At 71.1% G+C, this 23924-nt stretch carries 23 protein-coding genes and 6 tRNA genes; 20 read left to right on the top strand and 9 right to left on the bottom strand.

Going from position 1 to position 23924, the window contains the following annotated elements; all coding sequences use genetic code 11:
- The first annotated feature begins 317 nt into the window (after positions 1 to 317).
- From cobT to ACFYQ5_RS21725, 3 genes are all read left to right on the top strand, one after another.
- On the top strand, positions 318 to 3536 hold the full coding sequence (cobT, locus tag ACFYQ5_RS21735) for a nicotinate-nucleotide--dimethylbenzimidazole phosphoribosyltransferase (protein ID WP_389199575.1): 3219 nt from the start codon (positions 318 to 320) through the stop codon (positions 3534 to 3536).
- A gap of 295 nt (positions 3537 to 3831) precedes the next feature.
- Complete coding sequence (cobA, locus tag ACFYQ5_RS21730; RefSeq protein WP_389199573.1) at positions 3832 to 5085, top strand: uroporphyrinogen-III C-methyltransferase; 1254 nt, start codon at positions 3832 to 3834, stop codon at positions 5083 to 5085.
- Positions 5086 to 5153: 68 nt separating this feature from the next.
- Entirely contained in the window at positions 5154 to 5978 is an 825-nt protein-coding gene (locus ACFYQ5_RS21725) for a TrmH family RNA methyltransferase (protein ID WP_389199571.1), read from the top strand.
- On the opposite strand, the gene ACFYQ5_RS21720 is transcribed toward ACFYQ5_RS21725, so the two are convergent.
- A complete protein-coding gene (locus tag ACFYQ5_RS21720) occupies positions 5975 to 7291 on the bottom strand; it encodes a protein kinase (protein WP_389199569.1) in 1317 nt (438 codons plus the stop codon). The genes ACFYQ5_RS21725 and ACFYQ5_RS21720 overlap by 4 nt on opposite strands.
- A 205-nt stretch (positions 7292 to 7496) precedes the next feature.
- Here ACFYQ5_RS21720 and ACFYQ5_RS21715 point away from each other — a divergent pair, with 205 nt between their 5' ends.
- The 5 genes from ACFYQ5_RS21715 to ACFYQ5_RS21695 all read left to right on the top strand — a co-directional run bounded on the left by ACFYQ5_RS21715 (position 7497) and on the right by ACFYQ5_RS21695 (position 11192).
- Positions 7497 to 7766, top strand: coding sequence for a hypothetical protein (locus tag ACFYQ5_RS21715; protein WP_389199567.1), 270 nt, complete (start codon positions 7497 to 7499; stop codon positions 7764 to 7766).
- Positions 7767 to 7974: 208 nt separating this feature from the next.
- On the top strand, positions 7975 to 8181 hold the full coding sequence (locus ACFYQ5_RS21710; protein WP_389199565.1) for a hypothetical protein: 207 nt from the start codon (positions 7975 to 7977) through the stop codon (positions 8179 to 8181).
- Between the two features lie 211 nt (positions 8182 to 8392).
- A complete protein-coding gene (locus ACFYQ5_RS21705) occupies positions 8393 to 9355 on the top strand; it encodes a phosphotransferase (RefSeq protein ID WP_389199563.1) in 963 nt (320 codons plus the stop codon).
- 65 nt (positions 9356 to 9420) lie between these two features.
- A complete protein-coding gene (locus ACFYQ5_RS21700) occupies positions 9421 to 9714 on the top strand; it encodes a zf-TFIIB domain-containing protein (RefSeq protein WP_389199562.1) in 294 nt (97 codons plus the stop codon).
- A gap of 128 nt (positions 9715 to 9842) precedes the next feature.
- Positions 9843 to 11192, top strand: a complete 1350-nt coding sequence (locus ACFYQ5_RS21695) for an OFA family MFS transporter (RefSeq protein ID WP_389199560.1) — start codon at positions 9843 to 9845, stop codon at positions 11190 to 11192.
- A gap of 151 nt (positions 11193 to 11343) precedes the next feature.
- Here the strand turns inward: ACFYQ5_RS21695 and ACFYQ5_RS21690 are convergent.
- The 5 genes from ACFYQ5_RS21690 to ACFYQ5_RS21670 form a co-directional block, all read right to left on the bottom strand.
- Positions 11344 to 11418, bottom strand: a tRNA-Val gene (locus ACFYQ5_RS21690).
- A gap of 23 nt (positions 11419 to 11441) precedes the next feature.
- A tRNA-Val gene (locus ACFYQ5_RS21685) sits at positions 11442 to 11513 on the bottom strand.
- A 19-nt stretch (positions 11514 to 11532) separates the two neighbouring features.
- Positions 11533 to 11604 (bottom strand) — tRNA-Val (locus ACFYQ5_RS21680).
- A gap of 1 nt (position 11605) precedes the next feature.
- A tRNA-Cys gene (locus ACFYQ5_RS21675) sits at positions 11606 to 11679 on the bottom strand.
- Between the two features lie 37 nt (positions 11680 to 11716).
- Positions 11717 to 11789, bottom strand: a tRNA-Gly gene (locus tag ACFYQ5_RS21670).
- A 310-nt stretch (positions 11790 to 12099) separates the two neighbouring features.
- On the opposite strand from ACFYQ5_RS21670, the gene ACFYQ5_RS21665 reads away from it, so the two are divergent.
- The 3 genes from ACFYQ5_RS21665 (at position 12100) to ACFYQ5_RS21655 (ending at position 14900) form a co-directional block, all read left to right on the top strand.
- Complete coding sequence (locus ACFYQ5_RS21665; protein WP_389199557.1) at positions 12100 to 13140, top strand: chorismate-binding protein; 1041 nt, start codon at positions 12100 to 12102, stop codon at positions 13138 to 13140.
- Positions 13141 to 13157: 17 nt separating this feature from the next.
- Positions 13158 to 13979, top strand: coding sequence for an aminotransferase class IV (locus tag ACFYQ5_RS21660; RefSeq protein WP_389199555.1), 822 nt, complete (start codon positions 13158 to 13160; stop codon positions 13977 to 13979).
- Between the two features lie 84 nt (positions 13980 to 14063).
- Positions 14064 to 14900, top strand: a complete 837-nt coding sequence (locus ACFYQ5_RS21655; protein WP_389199554.1) for a GNAT family N-acetyltransferase — start codon at positions 14064 to 14066, stop codon at positions 14898 to 14900.
- Positions 14901 to 14937: 37 nt separating this feature from the next.
- Here the strand turns inward: ACFYQ5_RS21655 and ACFYQ5_RS21650 are convergent, their stop codons facing one another.
- Positions 14938 to 15453, bottom strand: coding sequence for a DsbA family protein (locus ACFYQ5_RS21650; protein WP_389199552.1), 516 nt, complete (start codon positions 15451 to 15453; stop codon positions 14938 to 14940).
- Positions 15454 to 15607: 154 nt separating this feature from the next.
- On the opposite strand from ACFYQ5_RS21650, the gene ACFYQ5_RS21645 reads away from it, so the two are divergent.
- The 3 genes from ACFYQ5_RS21645 (at position 15608) to ACFYQ5_RS21635 (ending at position 17745) form a co-directional block, all read left to right on the top strand.
- Positions 15608 to 16072 carry a hypothetical protein gene (locus tag ACFYQ5_RS21645; protein ID WP_389199551.1) on the top strand — a complete coding sequence of 155 codons (465 nt, stop codon included), beginning with the start codon at positions 15608 to 15610 and terminating at the stop codon, positions 16070 to 16072.
- A gap of 318 nt (positions 16073 to 16390) precedes the next feature.
- A complete protein-coding gene (locus ACFYQ5_RS21640; RefSeq protein WP_389199549.1) occupies positions 16391 to 17401 on the top strand; it encodes a LacI family DNA-binding transcriptional regulator in 1011 nt (336 codons plus the stop codon).
- A 188-nt stretch (positions 17402 to 17589) separates the two neighbouring features.
- On the top strand, positions 17590 to 17745 hold the full coding sequence (locus tag ACFYQ5_RS21635) for a hypothetical protein (RefSeq protein ID WP_389199547.1): 156 nt from the start codon (positions 17590 to 17592) through the stop codon (positions 17743 to 17745).
- Between the two features lie 81 nt (positions 17746 to 17826).
- Here the strand turns inward: ACFYQ5_RS21635 and ACFYQ5_RS21630 are convergent, their stop codons facing one another.
- Positions 17827 to 18384, bottom strand: coding sequence for a CGNR zinc finger domain-containing protein (locus ACFYQ5_RS21630; protein WP_389199546.1), 558 nt, complete (start codon positions 18382 to 18384; stop codon positions 17827 to 17829).
- A 352-nt stretch (positions 18385 to 18736) separates the two neighbouring features.
- Positions 18737 to 19150 (bottom strand): SsgA family sporulation/cell division regulator, encoded by a 414-nt coding sequence (locus tag ACFYQ5_RS21625; protein ID WP_003959770.1) that lies wholly within the window; start codon positions 19148 to 19150, stop codon positions 18737 to 18739.
- Positions 19151 to 19340: 190 nt separating this feature from the next.
- Here ACFYQ5_RS21625 and ACFYQ5_RS21620 point away from each other — a divergent pair, with 190 nt between their 5' ends.
- The 6 genes from ACFYQ5_RS21620 to ACFYQ5_RS21595 all read left to right on the top strand — a co-directional run bounded on the left by ACFYQ5_RS21620 (position 19341) and on the right by ACFYQ5_RS21595 (position 23877).
- Positions 19341 to 19796, top strand: a complete 456-nt coding sequence (locus ACFYQ5_RS21620) for a TIGR02611 family protein (RefSeq protein ID WP_389199544.1) — start codon at positions 19341 to 19343, stop codon at positions 19794 to 19796.
- Positions 19797 to 19850: 54 nt separating this feature from the next.
- Positions 19851 to 19922 (top strand) — tRNA-Val (locus ACFYQ5_RS21615).
- A 212-nt stretch (positions 19923 to 20134) separates the two neighbouring features.
- Positions 20135 to 21421, top strand: a complete 1287-nt coding sequence (locus ACFYQ5_RS21610; protein ID WP_389199542.1) for an ABC transporter substrate-binding protein — start codon at positions 20135 to 20137, stop codon at positions 21419 to 21421.
- Positions 21422 to 21431: 10 nt separating this feature from the next.
- Positions 21432 to 22424 carry a carbohydrate ABC transporter permease gene (locus tag ACFYQ5_RS21605; protein WP_389199781.1) on the top strand — a complete coding sequence of 331 codons (993 nt, stop codon included), beginning with the start codon at positions 21432 to 21434 and terminating at the stop codon, positions 22422 to 22424.
- Complete coding sequence (locus tag ACFYQ5_RS21600) at positions 22421 to 23281, top strand: carbohydrate ABC transporter permease (RefSeq protein WP_389199541.1); 861 nt, start codon at positions 22421 to 22423, stop codon at positions 23279 to 23281. The genes ACFYQ5_RS21605 and ACFYQ5_RS21600 overlap by 4 nt, the downstream gene beginning before the upstream one ends.
- 47 nt (positions 23282 to 23328) lie before the next feature.
- Positions 23329 to 23877 carry a hypothetical protein gene (locus ACFYQ5_RS21595; protein WP_389199779.1) on the top strand — a complete coding sequence of 183 codons (549 nt, stop codon included), beginning with the start codon at positions 23329 to 23331 and terminating at the stop codon, positions 23875 to 23877.
- The last annotated feature ends 47 nt before the right edge of the window (positions 23878 to 23924 follow it).

The raw sequence follows: 23924 nt of genomic DNA, 5'->3' as shown, positions 1-23924 counted from the left end.
GCGCGAGGTAGGCTGACCGATTGTTGTACCGCGCCCGGCCGTTCGACGGTTCGTTCGTCAATGTCCGGAAAAGTGGACCGTTTTGGTCCGCGATGTGGTACGGCACAACCGGGGGACGCGCAACGTGGCGCAGTCCACAGCGAGCCGGGGCAGAACTGTCTGTCACGGCGGCGAACGGCCGCGAGAATGTATACCTCCGCGCGCCTTTCGTGCCGCGCGGGGAGCCCGCTCGTTCTTGTTGACGAGCGTCGGCGTGCCGTGGTTCGGGCATCCCGGGCGAAGGGCGAAGGAGCACTGACGATGGGCGAGGGGTACGCATGACTGACACCGGCCAGATCCCGGGCGAGGGACTGCCGGAGGACGCAGGCATGGTGGAGCAGCCGGGCGTCCCCGCCCCGGACGCCTACACCTACCTCGAACCCTCCGAGCACACAGCCGAGGACGACGATCTCCTTCTGATGCCCGCATCCCAGGGCGCGTGGAGCGATGCTCCCGCCGCACCCGAGCAGTTCCCGGCGCACGCCCCCGTGCAGGTCCCGGCCGCCGCCGCGTCGGCCCGGCGCCCGCTGCACCGCGGTCCCGCGTCCACCGAGGCGCCCTCCTACGGGGGGACGCCGACGGGGGGAGTGGTCCGCTCGCTCGCGGACCGGGGGCCCGCCGGCCCGCCGAACCCGGCACCCGTACGGCACGCCGGACCGCCGACGACGGGTCCTGAGTACTTCGACGTCCCGGCGGACGGCGCGGCCGTGCTGCCGGGCCCGCAGCTGGGCCAGATCCCGCCCCAGGGCGCGCCCGCGTGGGGCCCGCCCGAACCGGTCGTGGCGCCGGCGCCGCCCGCCACCCCCGAGCCGGGGGCAGCGGCTGAGGAAGCCGTCGCACCTGCCGCGCCCGTCGGGGACGCCGCGCCCGGCGAACCGGCTGAACCGGTCGAGTCCGTCGTGCCCGCTGAAGCAGCGCCTGCTGAAGCCGTGCCCGTCGCGCCCGCAGAAACGGTCGCCCCGGAGCCGGAGGCCGCCGTGCTGCCGGAGGCTCCTGTCGAGCCCGCGGTGGAGACGGCCGAGGAGCGTCCCGCCGAGGCCCTGGCCGAGGTCCCGGAGGCCGTACCGGTCGAGGTTCCCGCCGAGGGGCCCGCCGGACTCTCCGTCGACGCTTCCGTCGAGACCGCCACATCGGCTGAGCCGATGGGGCAGTTCGTGCCCGTCGCGGGCTCCGTACCGACGGCTCCGCACCTCGCGCCGACTCCTGTGGCCGAGACGGACACCCTCGCAGCCGAGCCCGGACAGGCCGCGGAACCCACGCCGGTCGCGCCGCAGCCCGGGCCCCCCGTGACGGAGTCCGCGCCGGAGGTACCGGAGTCGGCCGTCGTCCAGCAGCCCGAGGCGCAGCCCGAGCTCGTGGCGGCACCCGAGCCGGCACCTGAGCCCGTTGCCGTGCCGCCGGCCGGGCCTCAGACCCTTCCCGGGGCGGAGGCCGCCGGACCCGAGATCATCGAGACCTCGGAGGCCGAGCTCCCGGAAGCCGTAATTGCTGAGCCCGTAATTCCTGAGCCCGTGGTTCAGGTTCAGCCCCTGGTGGCGGAGGCCCCTGCTGCGGAAGCCCCTGCCGCGGAGGCCCCGGCAGCCGAGGCTCCGGCCCCTGCGGAGGACGCTCCCGAGGAAGCCCCGTTCGTGGAGGCGACGGAGGAGACCGAAGCCGCCGAGGCGATGGCCCCCGCCGAAGTAGAAGCCGAAGCTGAAGCCGAAGTAGAAGCCGAAGCTGAAGCCGAAGCGGCAGCTGAAGCGGAGTCCGAGGCAGCCCCCGTCTCCCCTCCCGCCCCCGGTTACGACGACGCCGAGCGCGAAGCCGTCCTGCGCGTGATGCGTGAACGGCGCGACATCCGCAACGGCTTCCGCAGCGACCCCATCCCGCACGAGGTCCTCCTCCGTGTCCTGGAAGCCGCGCACACCGCACCGAGCGTCGGCCATTCGCAGCCCTGGGACTTCGTCGTCATCCGTTCCGCGGAGACGCGCCGCTCCATGCACGAACTGGCACAGCGCCAGCGGGAGGCGTACGCCCAGTCGCTGCCCAAGGCCCGGGCCAAGCAGTTCAAGGAACTGAAGATCGAGGCCATCCTCGACACGCCGGTGAACATCGTCGTCACCGCCGACCCCACCCGTGGCGGCCGCCACACCCTCGGCAGGCACACCCAGCCGCAGATGGCCCCGTACTCCTCGGCGCTCGCCGTGGAGAACCTGTGGCTCGCCGCCCGCGCCGAGGGCCTCGGCGTCGGCTGGGTCAGCTTCTTCGACGAGCGGGAGATGGTCCGCGCGCTCGGCCTGCCCGAGCACCTCGAAGTCGTCTCCTACCTCTGCGTCGGTTACGTCGACGAGTTCCCCGAGGAGCCCGAGCTCATGCAGGCGGGCTGGTCCAAGCGCCGCCCGCTGTCCTGGGTCGTCCACGAGGAGACGTACGGCCGCCGGGCTCTGCCCGGTGAGGAGCCGCACAACCTCCTCCAGGAGACCATCTCCAGCATCCGTCCCCTGGACGCCAAGGCGCTCGGCGAGGCCTGGGAACGCCAGAAGCGGATGACGAAGCCCGCCGGCGCGCTCGGCATGCTGGAGATCATCTCCGCCCAGTTGTCCGGGCTCTCCCGGCTCTGCCCGCCGCCCATCCCGGAACCCGCAGCCGTCGCGATCTTCGCCGGTGACCACGGGGTGCACGCCCAGGGCGTCACGGCGTGGCCGCAGGAGGTCACCGGCCAGATGGTCGCCAACTTCCTCGGTGGCGGCGCCGTCTGCAACGCCTTCGCCGCCCAGGTCGGTGCCGAGGTCTGCGTCGTCGACGTCGGTGTGGCAGCAGAACTCCCCGCCACGCCCGGACTGCTGCCCAGGAAGGTCCGTCCCGGAACGGCCGACTTCACCACCGGCCCCGCGCTCACCCGGGAAGAGGTGCTCGCGGCGATCGAGGTCGGTATCGAGACCGCCCGCGACCTGGTGGCGGCGGGCAACAAGGGCCTGCTCACCGGTGAGATGGGCATCGCCAACACCACCGCGTCGGCCGCGCTGATCTGTGTCTACACCGGCATGGACCCGGCGGAGGTGACCGGCCGCGGCACCGGGATCAACGACGAGATGCACGCCCGTAAGGTCGATGTGGTCCGCCGCGCCCTGGACCTGCACCAGCCCGACCCGGCCGACCCGATCGGGGTCCTGGCTGCGGTCGGCGGCCTGGAGCACGCCGCCATGGCGGGCTTCCTGCTGGGCGGCGCCTCACTCCGTACGCCGGTGATCCTGGACGGCGTGAGCGCCGGTGCGGCCGCACTGGTCGCCAGGGCGATCGCCCCCGAGGCGCTCGCCGCCTGCATCGCGGGCCACCGCAGCGCGGAACCCGGCCACGTCGCCGCCCTCAACAAGCTGGGCCTGCGCCCGCTGGTCGACCTGGACCTCCGCCTCGGCGAGGGCACGGGGGCGCTGCTCGCGCTCCCCATCGTGCAGAGCGCGGCCCGCGCGATGCACGAGGTGGCGACGTTCGACTCCGCAGGTGTCACGGAGAAGTAGCGGGCACCGTGCCGGGACGCGCCACGCCGGCCCTTCCGGACACCACCTGGCGTCCTGGGGCCGGTGCCGGACCACGGTCCGGCACCGGCCCGTGGTCCGGGACCGGAGCGGAGAACCTCCCAGGAGGTGACGAGGCACTCCGGGGCGGCCCGCGAGACCGCCGCCCCGGGCCCGGACCCCACCACCCCGTATCGTGGTCCCACGCGTCACCGCCTCACCCAGCCCACGTCACCGCCGCTCCACCGCCGCAGCGGCCCGCAGCACACCGCACCCTGCACGAGGAGCCCGCACGACCATGGCCGAGCATGACGATCACCCTGCCTACCCCGTCGGACTGCGCCTGAACGGGCGCCGCGTCGTCGTCGTCGGCGGCGGCCAGGTCGCGCAGCGCCGGCTGCCCGCCCTCATCGCGGCCGGGGCCGACATCACCCTGGTCTCCCCGTCGGCGACCGCGTCCGTCGAGGCGATGGCCGACACCGGTGAGATCCGCTGGGAGCGCCGCAGGTACCAGGACGGCGACCTGGCCGACACCTGGTACGCCCTCGTCGCGTCGTCCGACGCCGCCGCCAACGACGCCGCGTCCGCCGAGGCCGAGCGCAGCCGCACCTGGTGCGTCCGGAGCGACGACGCGGAGGCGGCCACCGCCTGGACGCCGGCCACCGGCCGCAGCGAAGGCATCACGGTCGCCGTCCTCACCACCACCTCGCAGGGCCGCGACCCCCGGCACTCCGCCGCGGTCCGCGACGCGATCGTGGAAGGGCTGCGTGACGGCACCCTCGCCGCCCCGCACCACCGCACCCGCGCCCCCGGCGTCGCACTGGTGGGCGGCGGCCCCGGCGACCCCGACCTGATCACGGTCCGGGGCCGTCGTCTCCTCGCCGAGGCCGACGTGGTCATCGCCGACCGGCTCGGCCCCCGCGACCTGCTCGACGAGCTCCCGCCGCACGTCGAGGTGATCGACGCGGCGAAGATCCCGTACGGCCGGTACATGGCGCAGGAGGCGATCAACCAGGCGCTGATCGACCATGCCAAGGCGGGCAGGTCCGTGGTCCGGCTCAAGGGCGGCGACCCGTTCGTCTTCGGCCGCGGCATGGAGGAGGCGCAGGCGCTGGCCGCCGAGGGCATCGCCTGCACGGTCGTCCCCGGGATCTCCAGCTCGATCTCCGTGCCGGGAGCCGCCGGGATTCCCGTCACCCACCGAGGTGTCGCCCACGAGTTCACGGTGGTCAGCGGCCATGTGGCACCCGACGACCCGCGCTCCCTGGTCGACTGGAAGGCGCTCGCACAACTGCGTGGCACCCTCGTCCTGCTGATGGCCGTCGACAAGATCGGCGCCATCTCCCAGGCCCTCATCGCCCACGGCAAGTCCCCCGACACCCCGGTGGCCCTGGTCCAGGAAGGCACCACGGCAGCCCAGCGCAGGGTCGACGCGACCCTCGGGAACGTCGGGGAGCGAGTCGTCGCGGAAGAGGTACGCCCCCCGGCCGTCATCGTCATCGGCGACGTCGTCGCCGTCGGCACGGGAACGGCCGGCCGGCTCGAAGGCTGAAGGGGCCGGACAGCCGGCCTGCCGCGCCCTTCCGTACCTCACATCACCCCGACAAGGCAGTAGCACCCGTGGCTGAACTCATCACCGTCGACGACCCTGACGACCCGCGTCTGGGCGACTACACCGGCCTGACCGACGTCGAGCTCCGGCGCCGGCGGGAACCCGCCGAAGGCCTGTTCATCGCCGAGGGCGAGAAAGTGATCCGGCGTGCCGGGAACGCCGGGTACGAGATGCGGTCCATGCTGCTCTCCGCCAAGTGGACCGAGGTCATGCGCGATGTGATCGACGAGGCCACGGCGCCGGTCTACGCGGTGACGCCGGCCCTCGCCGAGCGGGTCACCGGGTACCACGTGCACCGCGGGGCCCTCGCCTCCATGCAGCGCAAGCCACTCCCTGACGCGGGCACGCTGCTGTCCCCGGAGCGGGGGAGCGTCCGGCGGGTCGCCGTCTTCGAGGACATCGTCGACCACGCCAATCTCGGAGCGGCCTTCCGTAACGCGGCCGCACTGGGCGTCGACGCCGTCCTGCTCACCCCGCGCTGCGCCGACCCGCTCTACCGGCGGGCGGTCAAGGTCTCGATGGGGTCCGTCTTCCACGTCCCGTGGACCCGCCTGACCTCCTGGCCCGAGGACCTCCGCCTGCTGCGCGAGGCGGGCTTCACCACCGCGGCACTCTGCCTCAGCGACTCGTCGATCACCCTGGACGAACTCGTCGCCCGCCGGCACGAGAAGCTGGCGCTCGTCTTCGGCACGGAGGGCGACGGCCTCACTCCCGAGGCACTGGCCGAGGCCGACACCCATGTACGTATCCCGATGGACGCGGGAGTCGACTCGCTCAACGTCGCAGCGGCCTCCGCCGTCGCCTTCTACGCGACCCGGGCCGGATCGCTCTAGGGACCGTCCACCCGCGCCGGGTGGACACCGGACCCGTCGTACGTCTGTGACGGCGTGCCGCCCAGCCCGTGTGCCGGGCCCTGGCAGCCCTGAGCGGCCGCGATCCCCAGCGCCACCAGCAGCGTCACCACGACGAAGACGACGAGCCGCTGACGCAGCAGCCGGGGATTGGCCGGCCTCCGCTTCCCGCCCTTCCCGGCCGAGGTCGTCCGGACGCCGGCCCGGGAGGCCTGCCTGCCGTTCGTGCCCTTCGCCCCCTGCGGCTGCTGCCCGGAGCGCGGGCCGCCGCGCGTCGGCCGGGACTGCGACCCGCCGGTGCGCGGGGCCAGGCGCGAGGGTGCGGGGCGCCGTCCCTGGGCGCGCGGCGCCTGAGCGGGGCCTCCGGCCGCACGCCGGGTCGACTGCTCGGTGTAGGGACCCTCCAGCCGTCCGGTCGGCCGGTCCAGCTCCTGCTCGCTCCGCTGCGCGGGCGGCCGGCGTTCCTGCAGCCCCTGAGCCTCGCGCGCGGCGATCTCCTTGAGCCGCATGGAGAGCTGCAGCGTGCTCGGCCGCTCCTCCGGATCCTTCGCCAGACACGCCCGTACGAGTGGGGCGAGCGCGTCGTGCACATCGAACAGATGCGGTTCCTCGTGGACCACGCGGTAGAGCATCACCTCGGAACTGCCGTGCCCGAAAGGTGAATCGGCCATCGCCGCGTACGCCAGGGTGGCGCCCAGCGAGAACACGTCGGTCGCGGGCGTCACGGCCGCGCCGCGCACCTGCTCGGGCGCCAGGAAGCCGGGCGAGCCGACCGCCGTCCCGACATGGGTGAGCGTGCTGGCGCCGGTCGCCCACGCGATACCGAAGTCGATGATCCGGGGGCCCTTGGGGGAGAGGAGGATGTTCGACGGCTTCAGGTCACGGTGGACGACACCGGCCTCGTGCACCGCCACCAGCCCCTCCGACAGAGCCGCCCCGATCGAGGCCACCTCGGCGGCCGCCAGAGGGCCCTCCTCCATGACCTTGTCGTGCAGCGAGGGACCCGGCACGTACTGCGTCGCGAACCACGGGCGGTCCGCCTCCAGATCGGCGGCCACCAGCCGCGCCGTACAGCCGCCGCGGATCCTCCGGGCGGCGGACACCTCGCGCGCGAAACGCGAGCGGAACTCCTGGTCCTCCGCCAGATCCGGCCGGATCACCTTGAGCGCCACCCGCTGGCCCCGGCGGTCGGAACCCAGGTAGACGACGCCCATGCCGCCCGCGCCGAGCCGCCGGTGCAACCTGAACGAGCCGACGACACGCGGGTCCTCGCGCCGGAGCCGCATCATCGCCATCGTCTGCCCATCCCCGCTGCCGGTCCGCCTGACGAGGCACAGCTTACGTACCCGTGGCGCGGCGCGCTCAGAGGCCGCGCCCTCGCCGGCCCATCGATTGTCAGTGCCCGGTGGGAGAATTGAAACGTGGTCAGGGAGCCGGGGATCCAGGCTCTGTGGCCCGTGCGAGATCTCAAAGGACCGTCGCAGAAGGGGGATTGGATCAATGAAGGGCGATCGTGTGGAAATAGTCGTGGACGCGGGTGACACGACCAGGACGTACGAAGTGGTGGCCTCCAGGGCAGGCCGAAGGGTGGAGACAGCGGTCCGCCGAGGGGTGGTGGAAGTGAGTGAAGTCACCCGAAGTGGATCAGTTGTCCGTACTGCCCGCTTCATGGCCACCAGGGTGCTGGCCCTGGTCGAACAGCCGGTCCCCCGGGAGGACTCCTCCGAGCGCCCTCGCGCGGGCGACCTCGGTTTCGGGGGCACCCCTTAGGTGCCGGGTGCTGCAACCTGCGCCCTTTCTCCACCCAGGGGAGTACACCGGAGGCGGTCGGCTCATCCTCCGGGAGGCCCGGCATTCGGTACGCGGGCATGACGCCGGGTGGTTTCCGTCTCCGTAATCTTGAAGTCAAGCGGCGGGCGTGGAACTCGTCCCCCGAGGCCAGGCGCCCGCCGCTCCGGAACAGGTCAGGAGAGGAACCATGACGGACACGGCTACGCGGACCATGATCCGCACGCAAGGACGCAGGGCATACGCCTCGTTCGGCGTACGCCGGTCCGGCACGCGCCACCCACTGGTGGCGACGGCCATGGTTCTCCCTCTGGCGGCCCTGCTGGTCGTCGTCTTCGGCGGCTGGGACGCAGTGGTCACACAAGCGTCGTCCGTGGGCGTGATGCTGGGGCGCTGAGCGGCGCCCCGGGTCCGGAAGAGCGGTCCGGACCAGGCATCCGGCCAACAGCCCCGTGGGGACGGGGGTGCGGCGGACGGCAGCGTTTGTCCGGCCAGCTGGGGAGCTGGCCGGACATCGCGCTGTCCGGACCCGTTTCGGAACGGCCGCGTACGATCGCCGCCTGGGCCGGCCGAGGAGCCGGTCGATCACCTCCGCGGGAGCCGAACCCATGACCACCAGCCCTGTCGTACGCACGCTGGGCGACCTCGCGCACGGCAGCGCGCACGCCGGAGCGGCGGCGTGCACATGTGCCCCGCCCCAGGTGCTCGCGGACCGGCCGGACGGCACGGTGGTCCGCAGCGGCCAGGTCGTCGCCAAGGCCCACGCCCCCGACTCGGAGACCTCCGCCCTGGCGGCCCGGCTGTCCCTGGCCGCCTCTCCCCGGCTGGCAGGCATCCTGCTCCCGCCGCTGGCCGCCCCTGACGGGCCGGTGGGCACCGCCGAGGGCCGCACCGTGAGCCTCTGGCCGTACGGCGCACCCGTCGACCCCGCGGACCCTGACGCCGCGCCCTGGGAGCATGCCGCCGCCCTCCTGGCCCGGCTGCACCGCACTCCGCCGCCCCGTCCGCTCCCGCCGATGCGCGGCCCGGTCAAGGCGGCGCGGGCCGTGGCGCGCCTGTGCGCGGCCCGCCCCGGCGACCCTGCTGCCATCCCCGTGCTGGCCGCCTGGCACGGACTGCCCGGCTGGGCCCGGGCCGAGGCCCCGACGCCAGGGCACCGGGACGGCTTCCTCTGCCACGGCGATCTGCACCTGGGCCAGCTCGTGCGGCACCCCGCGCGGCACGGTCCCTGGCTGCTGATCGATGTCGACGACGCGGGCCTGGGCGATCCCGCCTGGGACCTGGCGCGGCCCGCCGCCTGGTACGCGGCCGGGCTGCTGCCGCCCGAGATCTGGCAACGCTTCCTCGGCGCCTACCGAGCGGCCGGCGGCCCCGCCGTGCGGGCCGAAGGGGACCCGTGGCCCGAGCTGGACGTCCCGGCGCGGGCGCTCACGGTGCAGACGGCGGCCCTGGCTCTGGTCAAGTCCATGGCGGAGGACCGCAGTCCGGATGAGGTGGAACAGCTGATGATCGACGCATGTGTCCGAATTGCCTCCCTCCCGCCCGAGTTGGTGTCCGAACGAGCGTCGTAGGGTGAAGCGATCGCCGCCGGGCATGGATGTCCGGCGACGTAGCCACGACCAGAGGAGGCCACCCGATGATCCAGTGCCCCAAGTGTCACGCCCAGATGCACACGTACAACCGCAACGGTGTCCAGATCGAGCAGTGCAGCGGCTGCCGCGGGATATTCCTCGACTACGGCGAGCTGGAGTCCCTGACCCGCCTGGAGTCGCAGTGGGCGCAACAGGCCCCGCACGCTCCACACGCCCCCCACGCTCCGCAGGCCTACCCCGCCGCGCAGGCCCCGGCCTGGGGAGCGCCGCACCAGGGCGGTCACTACGGCGGCCACCACCGCCAGAAGAGCTTCGGCCGGATGCTGTTCAGCTCCTGACGCCTCCATCTGGGCGGCAGGGCCGCAGGGCGGGTCCGGGCCGGTGTCCGGACCCGCATTGCATACGGTCGACGGAGTTCCACTCATGATCTAGTAATGGCCATGGCTGATGCCTAGAGTGCGGATTCATGAACTTCCTCGACAGGTCCCGAACTGTCGCGCCCCCGGGGTGGAGCCGCTGGCTCGTACCGCCCGCCGCGCTCGCCGTGCACCTCTCCATCGGACAGGCCTACGCCTGGAGCGTGTTCAAGCCCCCGCTCGAATCCGCCCTCGATCTCTCGGGCACCGCAAGTGCTCTCCCGTTCCAGCTGGGCATCGTCATGCTCGGCCTCTCCGCCGCGTTCGGAGGCACCCTCGTCGAACGCAACGGCCCACGCTGGGCGATGTTCGTCTCGCTCGTCTGCTTCTCCTCCGGCTTCCTCGTCGCCGCGCTCGGCGCCGCCACCGGCCAGTACTGGCTCGTCGTCCTCGGCTACGGCTTCATCGGCGGCATAGGCCTCGGCATCGGTTACATCTCGCCGGTGTCCACGCTCATCAAGTGGTTCCCCGACCGCCCCGGCATGGCGACCGGCATCGCCATCATGGGATTCGGCGGCGGCGCACTCATCGCCTCGCCCTGGTCCACCGGGATGCTGGAGAGCTTCGGCACGGACCGGTCCGGCATCGCCACGGCCTTCCTCGTCCACGGTGTCGTCTACGCCGCCTTCATGGCGCTCGGAGTCTTCCTCGTGCGGGTGCCCCCGGAGGGCTGGCTCCCCGACGGCTGGCAGCCGAAGCAGGAGACCCGCAGGCTCGTCACCAACGCCCAGGTCTCCGCCCGCAACGCCTTGCGTACACCGCAGTTCTGGTGCCTGTGGGTCGTCCTCTGCATGAACGTCACCGCGGGCATCGGCATCCTGGAGAAGGCCGTGCCCATGATCCAGGACTTCTTCGCGGACACCTCCACCCCGGTCTCGGTCTCCGCCGCGGCGGGCTTCGTCGCCCTGCTCTCGCTCGCCAACATGGGCGGCCGCCTCCTGTGGTCCTCCACCTCGGACCTGATCGGCCGCAAGAACATGTACCGGGTCTACCTCGGCGTCGGCGCGCTGATGTACGTGATCATCGCCCAGCTGGGCAACGACTCCAAGCCCCTCTTCATCTGCTGCGCGCTCGTGATCCTGTCCTTCTACGGCGGAGGGTTCGCGACCGCTCCCGTCTATCTGCGGGACCTCTTCGGCACGTACCAGGTGGGAGCCATCCACGGCCGTCTCCTGACCGCCTGGTCCACGGCCGGCGTGCTCGGCCCGCTGATCGTCAACCGGGTCGCGGACGCGGGGGAGCGCGCGGGGCACAGCGGCCCCAGCCTCTACTCGACCTCCCTGACGATCATGATCGGGCTGCTGATCGTGGGCTTCGTCGCCAACGAATGCATCCGCCCCGTCCACGCACGCTTCCACGAGGCACCGGAAGGGAGCCCCCGTGTCCACCAGCAGTCGTAAGCCGCTCATGGTGTTCGTCTGGCTCTGGGTCGCCGTACCGTTCGCCTACGGCCTGTACGAGCTCGTCCGTAAGGCCACCCAGCTCTTCACCGGGTGACCCGCACCGCCCACGACAAAACCCCCGGTCGTCGAGACGACCGGGGGTTTCGGCTGGTGCGCGATACTGGGATTGAACCAGTGACCTCTTCCGTGTCAGGGAAGCGCTCTCCCGCTGAGCTAATCGCGCAGGGCGAACCTGCGTGTACTGCGTGCGCGATACTGGGATTGAACCAGTGACCTCTTCCGTGTCAGGGAAGCGCTCTCCCGCTGAGCTAATCGCGCGGGGATCCTTGCGGACCGGTGGACGATACTGGGATTGAACCAGTGACCCCTTCCGTGTCAGGGAAGTGCTCTCCCGCTGAGCTAATCGTCCTTGGAGGTGGAGACGGGATTTGAACCCGTGTAGACGGCTTTGCAGGCCGTTGCCTCGCCTCTCGGCCACTCCACCAGGGGCGGGGGTTCGGGAAGATCCCCCGCCTTTTGCGAGCGGACGACCAGGTTCGAACTGGCGACCTCAACCTTGGCAAGGTTGCGCTCTACCAACTGAGCTACGTCCGCTTGTCTTTCCCGGACCGCTTGCGCGTCCCGGCGACGTGTTGAACTCTAGCGGATTCCCGGGCCAGTACAAAAACGCGTTTGCGCAGCGTGCTGCGCCACCGTCGACCGTCCCAGGTCACCGCGTGCCGTCCTGAGGGCTGTCCCGCGATTCCCGGCGGGCGCACGACGACCGTCACGGCACCTCGCCGTGTTGCCGGAACGCCCGAATACATCCAGTATGCGGACGTCCCTCCGCCTTGCGAGGCGCGGCCTCTGACGCCGTGCGCTGATCCATCAGGGATTACGGGGCGGCCCTTATAGACTCGGTCACGTGCGCGACCTCACCCCTCTTGCCCGATTCGGTGGCCTTGTCGCCTCCGGTCTGCGGGATGTCACCAGCGATCCCGCGGCTCTCGAATCATCCGGCTTCTGGGCGGTATGTGCCGACTTCGAGGGCCGTACTGTCTGTGCCCGTTTCGCCACCGTGCGGTCCGAAGAGGTTCCCCTCCCCGTGCCCGGAGCCTGGCGAGGGCCCGCCCCGGACGACTGGACGTCCTCACTCGACCAGGGCGCCTACATGGCCGGCGTACGACGGATCCGTGAACACATCGCGGCGGGTGAGGTCTACCAGGCCAATCTCTGCCGGGTCCTGTCCGCGCCGCTGCCCGGCCCCCGGGCCGACGTGGCCGACGTGGACGCCCTCACCGCCCTGCTCGCCCGTGGCAACCCGGCCCCGTACGCGGGCACGATCCGGCTCCCGGCTCACGGTGTGGAGATCGCCACCGCCTCCCCCGAGCTCTTCCTGGCACGCGACGGCCGGACCGTCGAGTCCGGCCCGATCAAGGGCACCGGGCGCACCGAGGACGATCTGCTGGAGAAGGACCACGCCGAGAACGTGATGATCGTGGACCTGGTCCGCAACGATCTGGGACGCGTCTGCGTGCCCGGCAGTGTGAGCGTTCCCGACCTCTGCGCCGTGGAGAAGCACCCGGGGCTCGTCCACCTCGTCTCCACCGTGCGCGGACGGCTCGCCGACGGCGCCGGATGGCCCGAGCTGCTCACCGCGGCGTTCCCGCCCGGCTCCGTCACCGGCGCGCCCAAGTCCAGCGCGCTGCGGATCATCGACGCCCTGGAGACGGCCCCCCGCGGCCCGTACTGCGGAGCGGTCGGCTGGGTGGACGCCGACCGGGGCACCGCGGAACTGGCTGTCGGTATACGCACCTTCTGGATCGACCGCACCGGGCCCGCCCCCCTCCTCCGCTTCGGCACCGGAGCCGGCATCACCTGGGGATCGGATCCGGCACGCGAATGGGCGGAGACCGAGCTCAAGGCCTTCCGGCTGCTCGCTGTAGCGTCGGGCGCCTACGAGTGAACAGGAAGGACCGCGTCATGAGGATTTGGGTCAACGGCGGACTGCGGGACGCCGATGACGCCCGGCTGTCCGTGCTCGACCACGGGCTGACCGTGGGGGACGGCGTCTTCGAGACGGTCCGGGTGGGCCGGGGCCGTCCCTTCGCCCTGACCCGGCACCTCGACCGGCTGACGCGCTCGGCCAGGGGCCTGGGCCTGGCCGACCCCGATCACGACGAGGTCCGCCGCGCGGTGGCGGCTGTCATCGAGGCCGATCCCATGGAGCTCGGCCGGCTCCGGATCACCTGCACCGGCGGCATCTCGCCACTCGGATCCGACCGTGGCGACGCCCCGCCCAGCCTGGTCGTCGCCCTGGACGAGGCGGTACGCCGCCCCGACAGCACGGCCGTCGTCACCGTTCCCTGGACGCGCAACGAACGCAGCGCGGTGACCGGGCTCAAGACCACCTCGTACGCCGAGAACGTCGTCGCTCTCGCGCGCGCCCATGAGCGGGGTGCCTCGGAGGCGCTCTTCCCCAATACGGTCGGACAGCTCTGCGAGGGCACCGGATCCAACGTCTTCGTCGTCCTCGACGGGCAGATCCATACGCCCCCCGTCACCTCGGGATGCCTCGCGGGGATCACCCGTGCCCTGGCCGTGGAGTGGACGGGCGCGCAGGAGACCGACCTCCCGCTGGACGTGCTCGAGCGGGCCGACGAGATCTTCCTGACCTCCACGCTCCGCGACATCCAGGCCGTCCACCGGGTCGACGGGCGGGAACTGCCCGGCGCACCCGGTCCCGTGACGGCGAAGGCCATGCGGGTCTTCGCCGAGCGTGCGGCGGACGATCTCGATCCGTGAGCCCGCTCCTCGGCGAACCCCGTCCGGCGAGCCGGAATCCGTAAAGAGGGTGACGCCCGGCCGTCCAGCGGATAGAACACCCTGATGACCACGACCATCCGGCCGGCCGGGCCGGTCCAGCAAGGCGCCGACGGCGCGCAGGCACGCACGTACGACGTGTGCGACAACGGGCGGCCCGTAGGCGCCGTCGGAATCTCCACCGATCCGGCGTTCGGCCCCTCGGCGGGCGTGCTCAGGGCGCTCGGCATCGACGAGGCGCACCGCAGGCGCGGCCGGGGGACCATCGCCGCGCTCGCCGCCGAGGAAGTGCTGCGCGGCTGGGGTTGTACCCAGGTCAGTCTGGTGGCCCCCGCTGAGAACGCCGCCGCCCAGGCCCTGGCGGCCGTGCTCGGTTACACCGAGCGCAGCCGGAACATGCTGAAGCCCCTCCGGCGGACCGCCCCCGCGCTGCCGGCCGGGGTCACCGGGCGGCCCATGACGGAGCAGGAATACGCCGAGTGGGCGGCCACCAGCGTCGGGACGTACGCGCGGGAGTGGATGGAACGCGGAGTGCCGGAGGAACAGGCCCGGCGCAAGTCCGAGCGGGACCACTCCACGAACCTGCCGGACGGCCTGGCCACCCCCGGCATGTACTTCCACGTCCTCGTCCACGACGGAGCCGTCGTCGGCTATGTCTGGGTGGCCCGACGTGAGACGCCGGACGGCGACGACCTCGGTTACGTGTTCGACGTCGAGGTCCGCGAGGAGCACCGGGGGCAGGGCTACGGCAGGGCGCTGATGCACCTCGCGGAGGACATCACGCTCGATGCCGGCCTCGGCCTGCTGGGGCTGCACGTCTTCGCTTCCAACACGCCCGCACTGCGGCTGTACGAATCGCTCGGGTACGAGGTGACGCAGTACAACCTGGCCAAGGCGCTGTAGCCGCCCGGACCGCCCGGCGGCCGGCGAAGCCCGGCGGTCAGCCCTGGCCGGCGAGCAGACGGTCGGCGATCTCCTCGATGCGCGCGAGCAGTCCTTCCTGGCTCTTCCCGCCGTCCAGCCGCTCGTCGCCGATCACATACGTCGGAGTCCCGGTGACGCCGATCGCCTTGCCCTCCGCCTGGTCCGCGTCCACGATCAGCAGATGCCGGCCGTCGATCAGCGCGGTGTCGAACTCCTCGGCGTCCAGACCCAGTTCGCCCGCCACCTCGAGCAGCAGGGGCTCACCCGCGCGGGCGAGGTCGGCGGTGCGGGCCAGTACGGCCTCGATGTACGGCCATCCCTTGCCCTGGACGACGGCCTCCTCGGCGGCCTGCGCCGCCGCGTACGCGTGCTTGTGCTTCTCCAGCGGGAAGTGGCGCAGCCGGACCTCCAGCCGGTCGCCGTAGCGGGCGCGCAGGGTGTGGACGTCGGAGAGGGCCCGATGGCAGTCGGGGCACTCGAGCTCGCACCAGAGGTCGAGGACGACCGGCGCGGCGGAGGGGGATTCGCTCATGGAGTCAGTCTTTCAGGCCGGACCTGCGCTTCCCAATCGGGACCTGGGGAGGACCGCGGCCCTGAAATGACCCTGATGTGGACCCGCACCGTGGCCCCTCCGGCGGTGCCCGGTGCAGGATGGAAGGGACGCACCCCGATCGCTGGAGGACCCGATGCTTGCCGAGACCATCTGTTCCGCGGTGTCGGCGGCCGGTTTGGGTGTCGCCGCGATCACCGCGTACCGCAAGCGGTTCCTCACGGCGACCCGGATCGCCGCCTACTCGCTGGTGCCCGTCGGCCTGGTGATGACGGGTGTCGTCGCGTGGGTGTCGGGCATCGTCTTCAAGCCGAGTGTCTGGATCGGCTTCGGGCTGCTGGCCGTGGCCTGGCTTCTCTTCATGACCACGCGCGCCGTGGAGCGCCGCAGCGGCTCGACCCGTAAGGAGCGCAAGGCCGCGCGTGCCGCGGAGCGGGGCGCCGCCGTCGCGCCGGCCGCGTCGTCACCCTCGCTGACCTCCGGGGCCGGGCCGGCCGCCCCGCAGGCGCAGGAACGGCCGGGGAGGAAGCCTCAGCAGGCGGCCGCGCCCGGTGACGACTTCAGTGACATCGAGGCCATCCTGAAGAAGCACGGCATCTGACCGGTCACGTGTGACCGGTCGCCTCGCGGAGCCTTCGCGTCGTGATGGCTACGATGTGAATCGATTCACGCCCTGACGCGGGCATCGGAGTGCCCGCGCTCGCCCCACGCCTGGGTATATTCGGGTTGCGTCGCCCCGATCTTGACGGTATCCCGTGGATGCGGTTAGCGTCCCGAGCGGATTGAAACAATTCAATCCTGTGGGCGCGGTTCGGGCGACGGCGCGACGGACCACGCCGTACGTCCGTCCATGGACCGAGGGACCCGGCGCCGACGCGCGGCGGCCGAACGCATCAGTGGGGCAGGGCAAGTGGGGCGTGTGGCAGGGATCAAGGACGTGGCCCGGCAGGCCGGAGTCTCGGTGGGCACGGTCTCCAACGTGATCAACCGTCCCGAGGCGGTGCTTCCCGACACCCGGGCCCGTGTACTGGCGGCGATCGAGGAACTCGGTTACGTACGCAGCGAGTCGGCCAGGCAGCTCAGGGCGGGGCGCAGCCGCATCATGGCCCTGCTCGTGCTGGACATGGGCAACCCGTTCTTCGTCGACATCGCCCGCGGCGCCGAGCGCGCGGCCCGGGAAGCCGGTCTCGGCGTGATGGTCTGCAACAGCGGCCAGAGCCAGGAGGAGGAGGCCGAATACCTCGGGCTCTTCGCCGAGCAGCGGGTCTGCGGAGTGCTGGTCACCCCGGCCGACGCCACCGGCGGCAACCTCGAGGCCTTCGCCCGCCACCGGATCCCCTATGTCCTGGTCGACCGGGTGGCGGCGTCCACCGACAGCTGCGCGGTCTCCGTGGACGACGTACGCGGTGGCATGCTCGCCGTCGGGCATCTCGTCTCGGCGGGCCACCGCTCCGTCGCCTATGTGAGCGGCCCCGGAGATCTTCACCAGATCAGGGACCGCCGCGAAGGCGCGCTCGCGGCGCTCACCGAGGCGGGGCTCGGTCCCGAGGCGCTCGTCGAGATCCCCTCCGACCGGCTGGATGTGGCGGCGGGCCGCGACGCAGGGGCCCGACTGCTCGGCCTCGTGCCCAGGCCGACCGCCGTGTTCTGCGCCAACGACCTGCTGGCGCTGGGTGTCCTGCAGTCGCTCTACGCCGCCGGTGTGCGGGTGCCGCAGGACGTCGCCATCGTCGGTTACGACGACATCGAGTTCGCCGCGGCCGCCGCCGTGCCCCTCACCTCGGTGCGGCAGCCCGCCGTGGTGATGGGCAGGATGGCGGCGGAGCTGCTCCTGGAGGAGGCGGACGACGAGAACGGCGGTCACCGGCACCGCAGTGTGGTGCTCCAGCCGGAACTCGTCGTACGCGCTTCCAGCGCCGCCCCGCGCTGACCACGGGGCGGGGCGGCGCCGAGGCGATTTGCCTCCCGGGCGCCACGGTGGGACGCACGCCGGGGCGAACGTGCGAAGGATCTTCGGACGCCGGAGCGAATTCCTTCATCCCGGAGTGGGTGAACTGTCCCTGCGAGGGGTCCCGTTGATCGCCAACGGGGTCCACTCTGCGTCATGATCACTACGAGATGGTGGACACCTCCCGGGGCGACGCCCCCGCATCCCCTGCCGAAGAGCCGCGTGGCTGTCTCTTCGCGCTTTCCCAGCCCCCACTGATGATTTTCCTGACGGTCGTCGGCTGCCTGCTGCTGATGGCCGCCCTGCACGATCTCTTTCTCCTGTGAGCGGCCGCCGGGCTCGGATGCCCGCCGCTCCGCGGGGCCGCTCTCCCGTGAGGGACGGCCGTCCGGCGAGCGTGCGGACGGTCAGCGTGCCGCTTCCCGGCGCCGGGCCCGGTACGCGGCGACATGGAGCCGGTTGCCGCAGGTGCGGCTCGAGCAGTAGCGGCGGGAGCGGTTGCGCGACAGGTCGACGAAGGCGTCCCGGCAGTCCGGGGCCTCGCAGCGCCGAAGCCGTTCCTGCTCGCCCGCCACCACGATGAAGGCCAGTGCCATGCCGCAGTCGGCCGCGAGGTGGTCCGCGATGGAGGCGCCCGGCGCGAAGTAGTGGACGTGCCACTCGTAGCCGTCGTGGTCGGTGAGCTGTGGTGTGGTGCCGGCCGCGGCCACCAGGCCGTTGACGAGGTCCGCGGCGGTGCGGGCGTCGGGCGCCGCGAATATCTCCGCGAACCGGCCCCGGACGTCCCGCACGGCGCCCAGGTCCTTGTCGTCGAGCGTTCCGACGCCGCTGATGTCGTGGCGCTCCGCGAAGGAGTAGAGCGCGGCGAGGTCCGCGAGCCCGTCGCCCGCGTCACCGTCCGGTGCGGTGTTCACCAGATCGACCACCGTTTCTAGGGCGATCCGGGTGTCGTGTGGGATCAGCACGCTTCGCTCCCTGGCCTCCGGCGGACGGGTGTCCGCCGATGGCGGCTGACTCTACTGGCTCGGCGAAGGCGCTCACGGTCCGGTGCGGCCCCAGCGGGGCGGGAAGGCCCCTTTCCCGGTCGGTGCGCACCGCCGGAGCCTGAAGGGCCCGCCAGCGGCTTCAGGGGCGGTTCAGGGGGCAGGGGTGAGGCGCATGGTGCGGATGACGCGTGTGACGTCCCCGCCCCGCGCGCACAGCGGCGCCGCCGCCGCGGTGGGTTCCGCGGCGACGGCGCCGGTGTCTGCCCTATGAGGTTGTCCGCGCGACGCCGTCTCCCCGAGTCGGACGGCGTCCCGCAGCTCTCGGCCTGGCTCAGCTCTCGGCCAGGATGTGCGAGAGCTCCGTGTCGAGGTCGAAGTGACGATGCTCGGTGCCTGGCGGGACCGCGGCGTCGGTCCTTTTCAGGAACGACTCCAGTGCCCTCGCCGGGGCTTCCAGCAGGGCTTCGCCCTCCGGGGAGCTCAGTGCGATGCAGACGACGCCTTGGCCGTGACTTCGAGATGGCCAGACGCGGACGTCTCCGGTGCCGGTGGGCCGGTGCAGCCCCTCGGCAAGGAGGTCACGGGCGAAAACCCATTCGACCGTCTCCTCCGCTCCGGTGTGGAAGGTGGCGTGCACGGCATAGGGATCGGCCGTGTCATACCGCAGGCCCGCGGGTACAGGCAGTGAGGACTCGCTCGACACAACGAGGCGCAGGTGCAGCTCGCAGCTGACCGTGGTGTTCATAAGCGCCAGGGCCTTTCGCTCAGTGTGCGCTCGGGGATTCGCACGTCGGCGAAGTCGACATGCCACCTACGGTGGCGTTGTAAACCCCTCTGACCTATTTGTGATGCTTCAGGCCTCTCGTCCGGGGGTGTGTAACTTTGGGTCATGCGTCCATTCCGGTGACGATCGAGGTTCCGGTAGGTTGGGTGCCATGAACGCGGAGAGTGACGAGCGGAAAGGGGCCGCCGCGACGGCGGCCGCCGATTCCGCCGCGGGGGACGGGCGGACGACGGAGCGCGAGCTGGGCTCGCGGGCACCCGGGTTCATCCGGAAGTCGAGGCTGCTTCACCTGAGCTGGCAGGTCGGGATCTTCGTCGTCGGCCTGGCGGTGGTCGGGGCGGGCGTCGCGATGCTGGTGCTGCCCGGCCCGGGCTGGCTGGTGATCTTCGGAGGCATGGCGATCTGGGCGACCGAGTTCGTCTGGGCGCAGATCGTCCTGCGCTGGACCCGGCGCAAGGTCACCGAGGCCGCCCAGCGTGCCCTCGACCCCAAGGTCCGGCGCCGCAACATCATCCTCACCACGGCCGGGCTCGTGATCGTCGCGGTGCTGGTCGGGATCTACGTCTGGAAGTTCGGCATAGTGATGCCGTGGAAGATCGAGCAGTGACCCGGTGATGGTCCGGCGGCACCGCTGACATGGGGTAATGTTTGCGGTGCGCCGGGGCGATTAGCTCAGTGGGAGAGCGCTTCGTTCACACCGAAGAGGTCACTGGTTCGAACCCAGTATCGCCCACCCCGGACCGATGGCCCGGAAGCTTCTGATGAAGCTTCCGGGCCATCGGCGTTTTTCGCGTGCGCCCTGCGCCGCCGGTCGGTTCCGCTCGTTCGGCCCGTCGTCAGGCTGCCGGAATTTCGTCCTAACCGTTGACGCGCCCCCTGCTGCTCCTTACTTTGACCCAGCAAGCGCTTTCTAAAACGATTCAATGCGAACGGTGGGGGCGAGCTATGTCTCGTAACAACGGCATGGACAGGCGGCAGCTGCTGAAGCTGGCCGGCCTCTCGGCGGCCGGTCTCGGGCTGACCGCGGCCGGCTGCGGCTCGGGCTCCGGCGGCTCCGGCGGCCCGGTCACCATCCGGCACTCGTGGTGGGGCGCGGACGACCGCGCGAAGAAGGTCCAGCAGTGCGTCGCCCTCTTCGAGAAGAAGCACCCGAAGATCAAGGTGAAGACGGACTTCCAGCAGTACCCGGACTTCTGGAAGAAGTTCAACACGCAGGCGGCAGGCGGCAACCCGCCGGACGTCATCCAGAACGCCGTGACCTTCCTGCGTAAGTACGAGTCGAAGAACGTCCTCCTCGACCTCAAGCCCCAGGTGGAGAAGGGCAATCTCGACCTCACCGGCTTCCGCGCCGGGCTGGAGAAGTTCGCGGAGATCGACGGCAAGCTGCTCGGTGTCCCGGTGGGCAGCAACTCGATGGCCCTGGTCATCGACGAGGAGGCGTACGAGAAGGCGGGTGTCACGCCCGAGATCGGCTGGACCTGGGACGACTGGTACGCGGGCCTGCAGAAGATCAAGAGCAGCCAGGGGCTCGCCGGTGACTCCGGTCCGCACGGCGTGATGTACCTCTACGACCTGATACTCCGCCAGAACGGCAAGGCGTTCTTCACCGACGACGGCATGGGCTTCGGCGAGGCCGAGCTCCTGCCCTACTGGACCGAGGCCCTCGCGCGGGTGAAGTCGGGCATATACGCCGATCCCAACAAGGTCGAGCAGATCAAGCCCGCCCTCGCGCTCGGGAAGGGGCTGTCCGCGGGTGAGTTCAACTGGGACAACTTCTCCGTCCGCTACGGCGCGGAAGGCAAGGGGAAGTACGGCCTCGCCCCCATCCCCAGCACCGACGGCAAGAAGACCAGCCAGTATCTGGGCTCTCTCATGCTGAGCGGCACCGCACGCACCAAGCACCCCGCCGAGGTCGCGACCTTCATCGGCTTCATGACCCAGGACCCCGAGGTCGCCCGGATCATGGGATACGACCGCGGAGTGCCCGCCACCACCGCCCAGTTCGAGGCCTACGAGCCCACCGACGCGCCGAACAAGGCGATCGCCGCGTACGAGACGAAGATCGCTGACGCGGGTCTCCTGGAGCCCATCACCCCGCACCCGTCCGGTGCGGACGTGGTCGAGGCGGCCTTCCTGCGCATCGGTGCCGATCTCTCCCTGGGCAAGGCCTCGCCGAAGGACGCCGTGCAGCAGTTCTTCTCCGAGGCGAAGACCGCCCTCGCCTCGAACTGAGAGGACCGTGGTGACTCACATCCACCCCTCCCCGGGCGCACTCGCCGCCGGGGACGACCGCTCCGTCACCAAGCGGAACGGTCCCGGAGGAAACGCGCCGCCCGCCGCCCCGAAGCGGCGGGACCGCGGCGAGAACCTGGCCGGCTATCTGTTCATGTCGCCCTGGATCGCGGGCTTCCTGTTCCTGATCGCCGGGCCGATGGTGTTCTCGCTGTACCTGTCGTTCACCGAGTACAACCTGTTCGAGGCCCCCCGCTGGATCGGCCTGCAGAACTTCACCGACATGTTCGCCGACCCCCGCTGGCGCCAGTCGGTCAAGGTCAACTCCTGGTACGTGCTGATCGGCACCCCGATCAAGCTGGCCGCCGCACTCGCCGTCGCCATGCTGCTCGCGCAGAAGCGGTGGGGCCAGTCGTTCTACCGGGCGGCCTTCTACGCCCCGTCCCTGATCGGGGCGAGCGTCTCGGCGGCCATCGTCTGGCGCGCGCTGTTCTCGGACGACGCGATCGTCGACCGTACGCAGAAGGTCTTCGGCGTCGAGGTCGGCGGCTGGATCGGCGACCCCTCGATGATCATCTACGCGCTGATCGCCCTCACCGTCTGGCAGTTCGGCGCGCCGATGGTCATCTTCCTGGCCGGCCTCAAGCAGGTTCCGCGTGAGCTGTACGAAGCGGCCGAGGTGGACGGCGCCGGTCCCTGGCGCAGGTTCTTCCACATCACCCTGCCGATGATCTCGCCGGTGCTGTTCTTCAACGTCCTGCTGGAGACCATCCACTCGTTCCAGATCTTCGGATCCGCCTACATCGTCAGCAACGGCAGTTGCGGACCGGCCGACGCGACGCTCGTCTACACCTGTTACCTGTACGAACAAGGCTTCGTGAACAGCCGCATGGGCTTCGCCTCGGCCATGGGATGGCTGCTGCTGCTCGCGGTCGGCCTGGTCACCGCCGTGCTGTTCTGGTCCCAGAAGCGCTGGGTGCACTACGAGGAGGGCGGCCGATGAGTCTCCTGTCAGCAGCCGTACGGCGCCGGGGACCCGGCGCACTCGCCTGGCACCTCGGTGCGCTCGTCATTCTCGCCGTGGTCCTCTACCCGGTGGTGTGGACGATCGGGGCCTCGTTCAAGCCCAGCGCCGAGATCATCGGTGCCCTGGACCTGTTCCCGACCGACCCGATCGGCGACAACTACACCCGGCTCACCGAGGGCATCGCCGACATCCCGATCTCGACGTTCTTCCTGAACTCGACGTACATTGCCGTCGGTTCCGTGATCGGTGTGGTGCTGTCCTGCTCGCTGACCGCCTACGCCTTCGCGAAGGTGCGCTTCGCCGGCCGCAACATCATGTTCGCCATCATGATCGGCACCCTCCTGCTGCCGTACCACGTGCTGATCATTCCGCAGTACGTGATGTTCCAGAAGCTGGAGCTGATCAACACCTTCACCCCGCTGCTGATCGGCAAGTACCTGGCCACCGACGCCTTCTTCGTCTTCCTGATGGTGCAGTTCATGCGCGGCCTGCCCAAGGAACTCGACGAGGCGGCGCGGCTGGACGGCTGCGGGCACCTGAGGATTTACTGGTCCGTCATCATGCCGCTCTGCCGGCCGGCGCTCGTCACCAGCGCGATCTTCACGTTCATCAACGCCTGGAACGACTTCATGGGGCCCCTGCTGTATCTCAACGAGCCGGACAAGTACACGGTCTCCATGGGGCTGAAGATGTTCATCGACCAGGACGCGGTGGCGGACTACGGCGGCATGATCGCCATGTCCCTGGTCGCCCTGCTCCCGGTGCTGGCCTTCTTCGTGGCCTTCCAGCGCTATCTGATCGACGGCATGGCCACCTCGGGCCTGAAGGGCTGACCGCCGTGGCGACGAAGACCCGCACCCCGGCCGGACGTTCTCGCGTCATGGACCGCTTCGCCCTGTTCTCCGAATGTCTGCTCGTGGGCGTGTGGATCGCCGTCGCCGCCCTGCCCCTGTTCACGTTCCCCGCGGCCTTCGCCGCGGGGACCCGGCACCTGCGCCGCTACCTCGACGGCGAACACGGCGGTCTGCGCGAGTTCGCCGTCGACACCCGGGCCGCCGCCCGCGGCGGATGGATCGTCGGCGTTGCGGTGTGGGCCGCCGCAGCCCTGCTCCGGCTCGACCTCGCGGCCGTACGCGCCGGGCTGCCCGGCGGGCCCTTCGTGGGCGCCGTCGGCATCCTCGCCATGATCGGTCTCCTGGTCGCCGTCCTGCGCGCCGCCTCGTGCTGGGAGCCCGGCGCCCTCTGGCGCACCCTCCTGGCCGAGGCCGGCCGGACCACGGTCCGCGACCCGGCCGGTTCCCTGCTGCTCGTCTGCGGCATGGCCGTCGTCGTGCTGTCCGGCGCACTGGTCCTGCCCCTGGCCGTCCCCGTCATCGGGGCCGTGGCCGCGGCGGCCACCGCGGTACGGGCGCGCACGCCCTCCCCCTGACCGTTCCTGTTCGTTCCCCCGTCCCGAATCCGCACGGAGAGAGGCAC

Source organism: Streptomyces sp. NPDC005794 (assembly GCF_042871445.1).
Classification (GTDB): Bacteria; Actinomycetota; Actinomycetes; order Streptomycetales; family Streptomycetaceae; genus Streptomyces.
This window is presented reverse-complemented; position numbering and strand designations above follow the sequence as displayed.

What these genes read in the sequence shown, in the direction of transcription:
- ACFYQ5_RS21710 (WP_389199565.1), top strand. Translation starts at nt 7,975, where the DNA reads ATGACGGACACGGCTACGCGGACCATGATCCGCACGCAAGGACGCAGG.
- ACFYQ5_RS21705 (WP_389199563.1), top strand. Translation starts at nt 8,393, where the DNA reads ATGACCACCAGCCCTGTCGTACGCACGCTGGGCGACCTCGCGCACGGC.
- ACFYQ5_RS21620 (WP_389199544.1), top strand. Translation starts at nt 19,341, where the DNA reads ATGAACGCGGAGAGTGACGAGCGGAAAGGGGCCGCCGCGACGGCGGCC.
- ACFYQ5_RS21595 (WP_389199779.1), top strand. Translation starts at nt 23,329, where the DNA reads ATGGACCGCTTCGCCCTGTTCTCCGAATGTCTGCTCGTGGGCGTGTGG.
- ACFYQ5_RS21650 (WP_389199552.1), bottom strand. Translation starts at nt 15,453, where the DNA reads ATGAGCGAATCCCCCTCCGCCGCGCCGGTCGTCCTCGACCTCTGGTGC.
- ACFYQ5_RS21625 (WP_003959770.1), bottom strand. Translation starts at nt 19,150, where the DNA reads ATGAACACCACGGTCAGCTGCGAGCTGCACCTGCGCCTCGTTGTGTCG.
- ACFYQ5_RS21610 (WP_389199542.1), top strand. Translation starts at nt 20,135, where the DNA reads ATGTCTCGTAACAACGGCATGGACAGGCGGCAGCTGCTGAAGCTGGCC.
- ACFYQ5_RS21635 (WP_389199547.1), top strand. Translation starts at nt 17,590, where the DNA reads ATGGTGGACACCTCCCGGGGCGACGCCCCCGCATCCCCTGCCGAAGAG.
- cobA (WP_389199573.1), top strand. Translation starts at nt 3,832, where the DNA reads ATGGCCGAGCATGACGATCACCCTGCCTACCCCGTCGGACTGCGCCTG.
- ACFYQ5_RS21700 (WP_389199562.1), top strand. Translation starts at nt 9,421, where the DNA reads ATGATCCAGTGCCCCAAGTGTCACGCCCAGATGCACACGTACAACCGC.
- cobT (WP_389199575.1), top strand. Translation starts at nt 318, where the DNA reads ATGACTGACACCGGCCAGATCCCGGGCGAGGGACTGCCGGAGGACGCA.
- ACFYQ5_RS21720 (WP_389199569.1), bottom strand. Translation starts at nt 7,291, where the DNA reads ATGGCGATGATGCGGCTCCGGCGCGAGGACCCGCGTGTCGTCGGCTCG.
- ACFYQ5_RS21655 (WP_389199554.1), top strand. Translation starts at nt 14,064, where the DNA reads ATGACCACGACCATCCGGCCGGCCGGGCCGGTCCAGCAAGGCGCCGAC.
- ACFYQ5_RS21600 (WP_389199541.1), top strand. Translation starts at nt 22,421, where the DNA reads ATGAGTCTCCTGTCAGCAGCCGTACGGCGCCGGGGACCCGGCGCACTC.
- ACFYQ5_RS21660 (WP_389199555.1), top strand. Translation starts at nt 13,158, where the DNA reads ATGAGGATTTGGGTCAACGGCGGACTGCGGGACGCCGATGACGCCCGG.
- ACFYQ5_RS21695 (WP_389199560.1), top strand. Translation starts at nt 9,843, where the DNA reads ATGAACTTCCTCGACAGGTCCCGAACTGTCGCGCCCCCGGGGTGGAGC.
- ACFYQ5_RS21715 (WP_389199567.1), top strand. Translation starts at nt 7,497, where the DNA reads ATGAAGGGCGATCGTGTGGAAATAGTCGTGGACGCGGGTGACACGACC.
- ACFYQ5_RS21645 (WP_389199551.1), top strand. Translation starts at nt 15,608, where the DNA reads ATGCTTGCCGAGACCATCTGTTCCGCGGTGTCGGCGGCCGGTTTGGGT.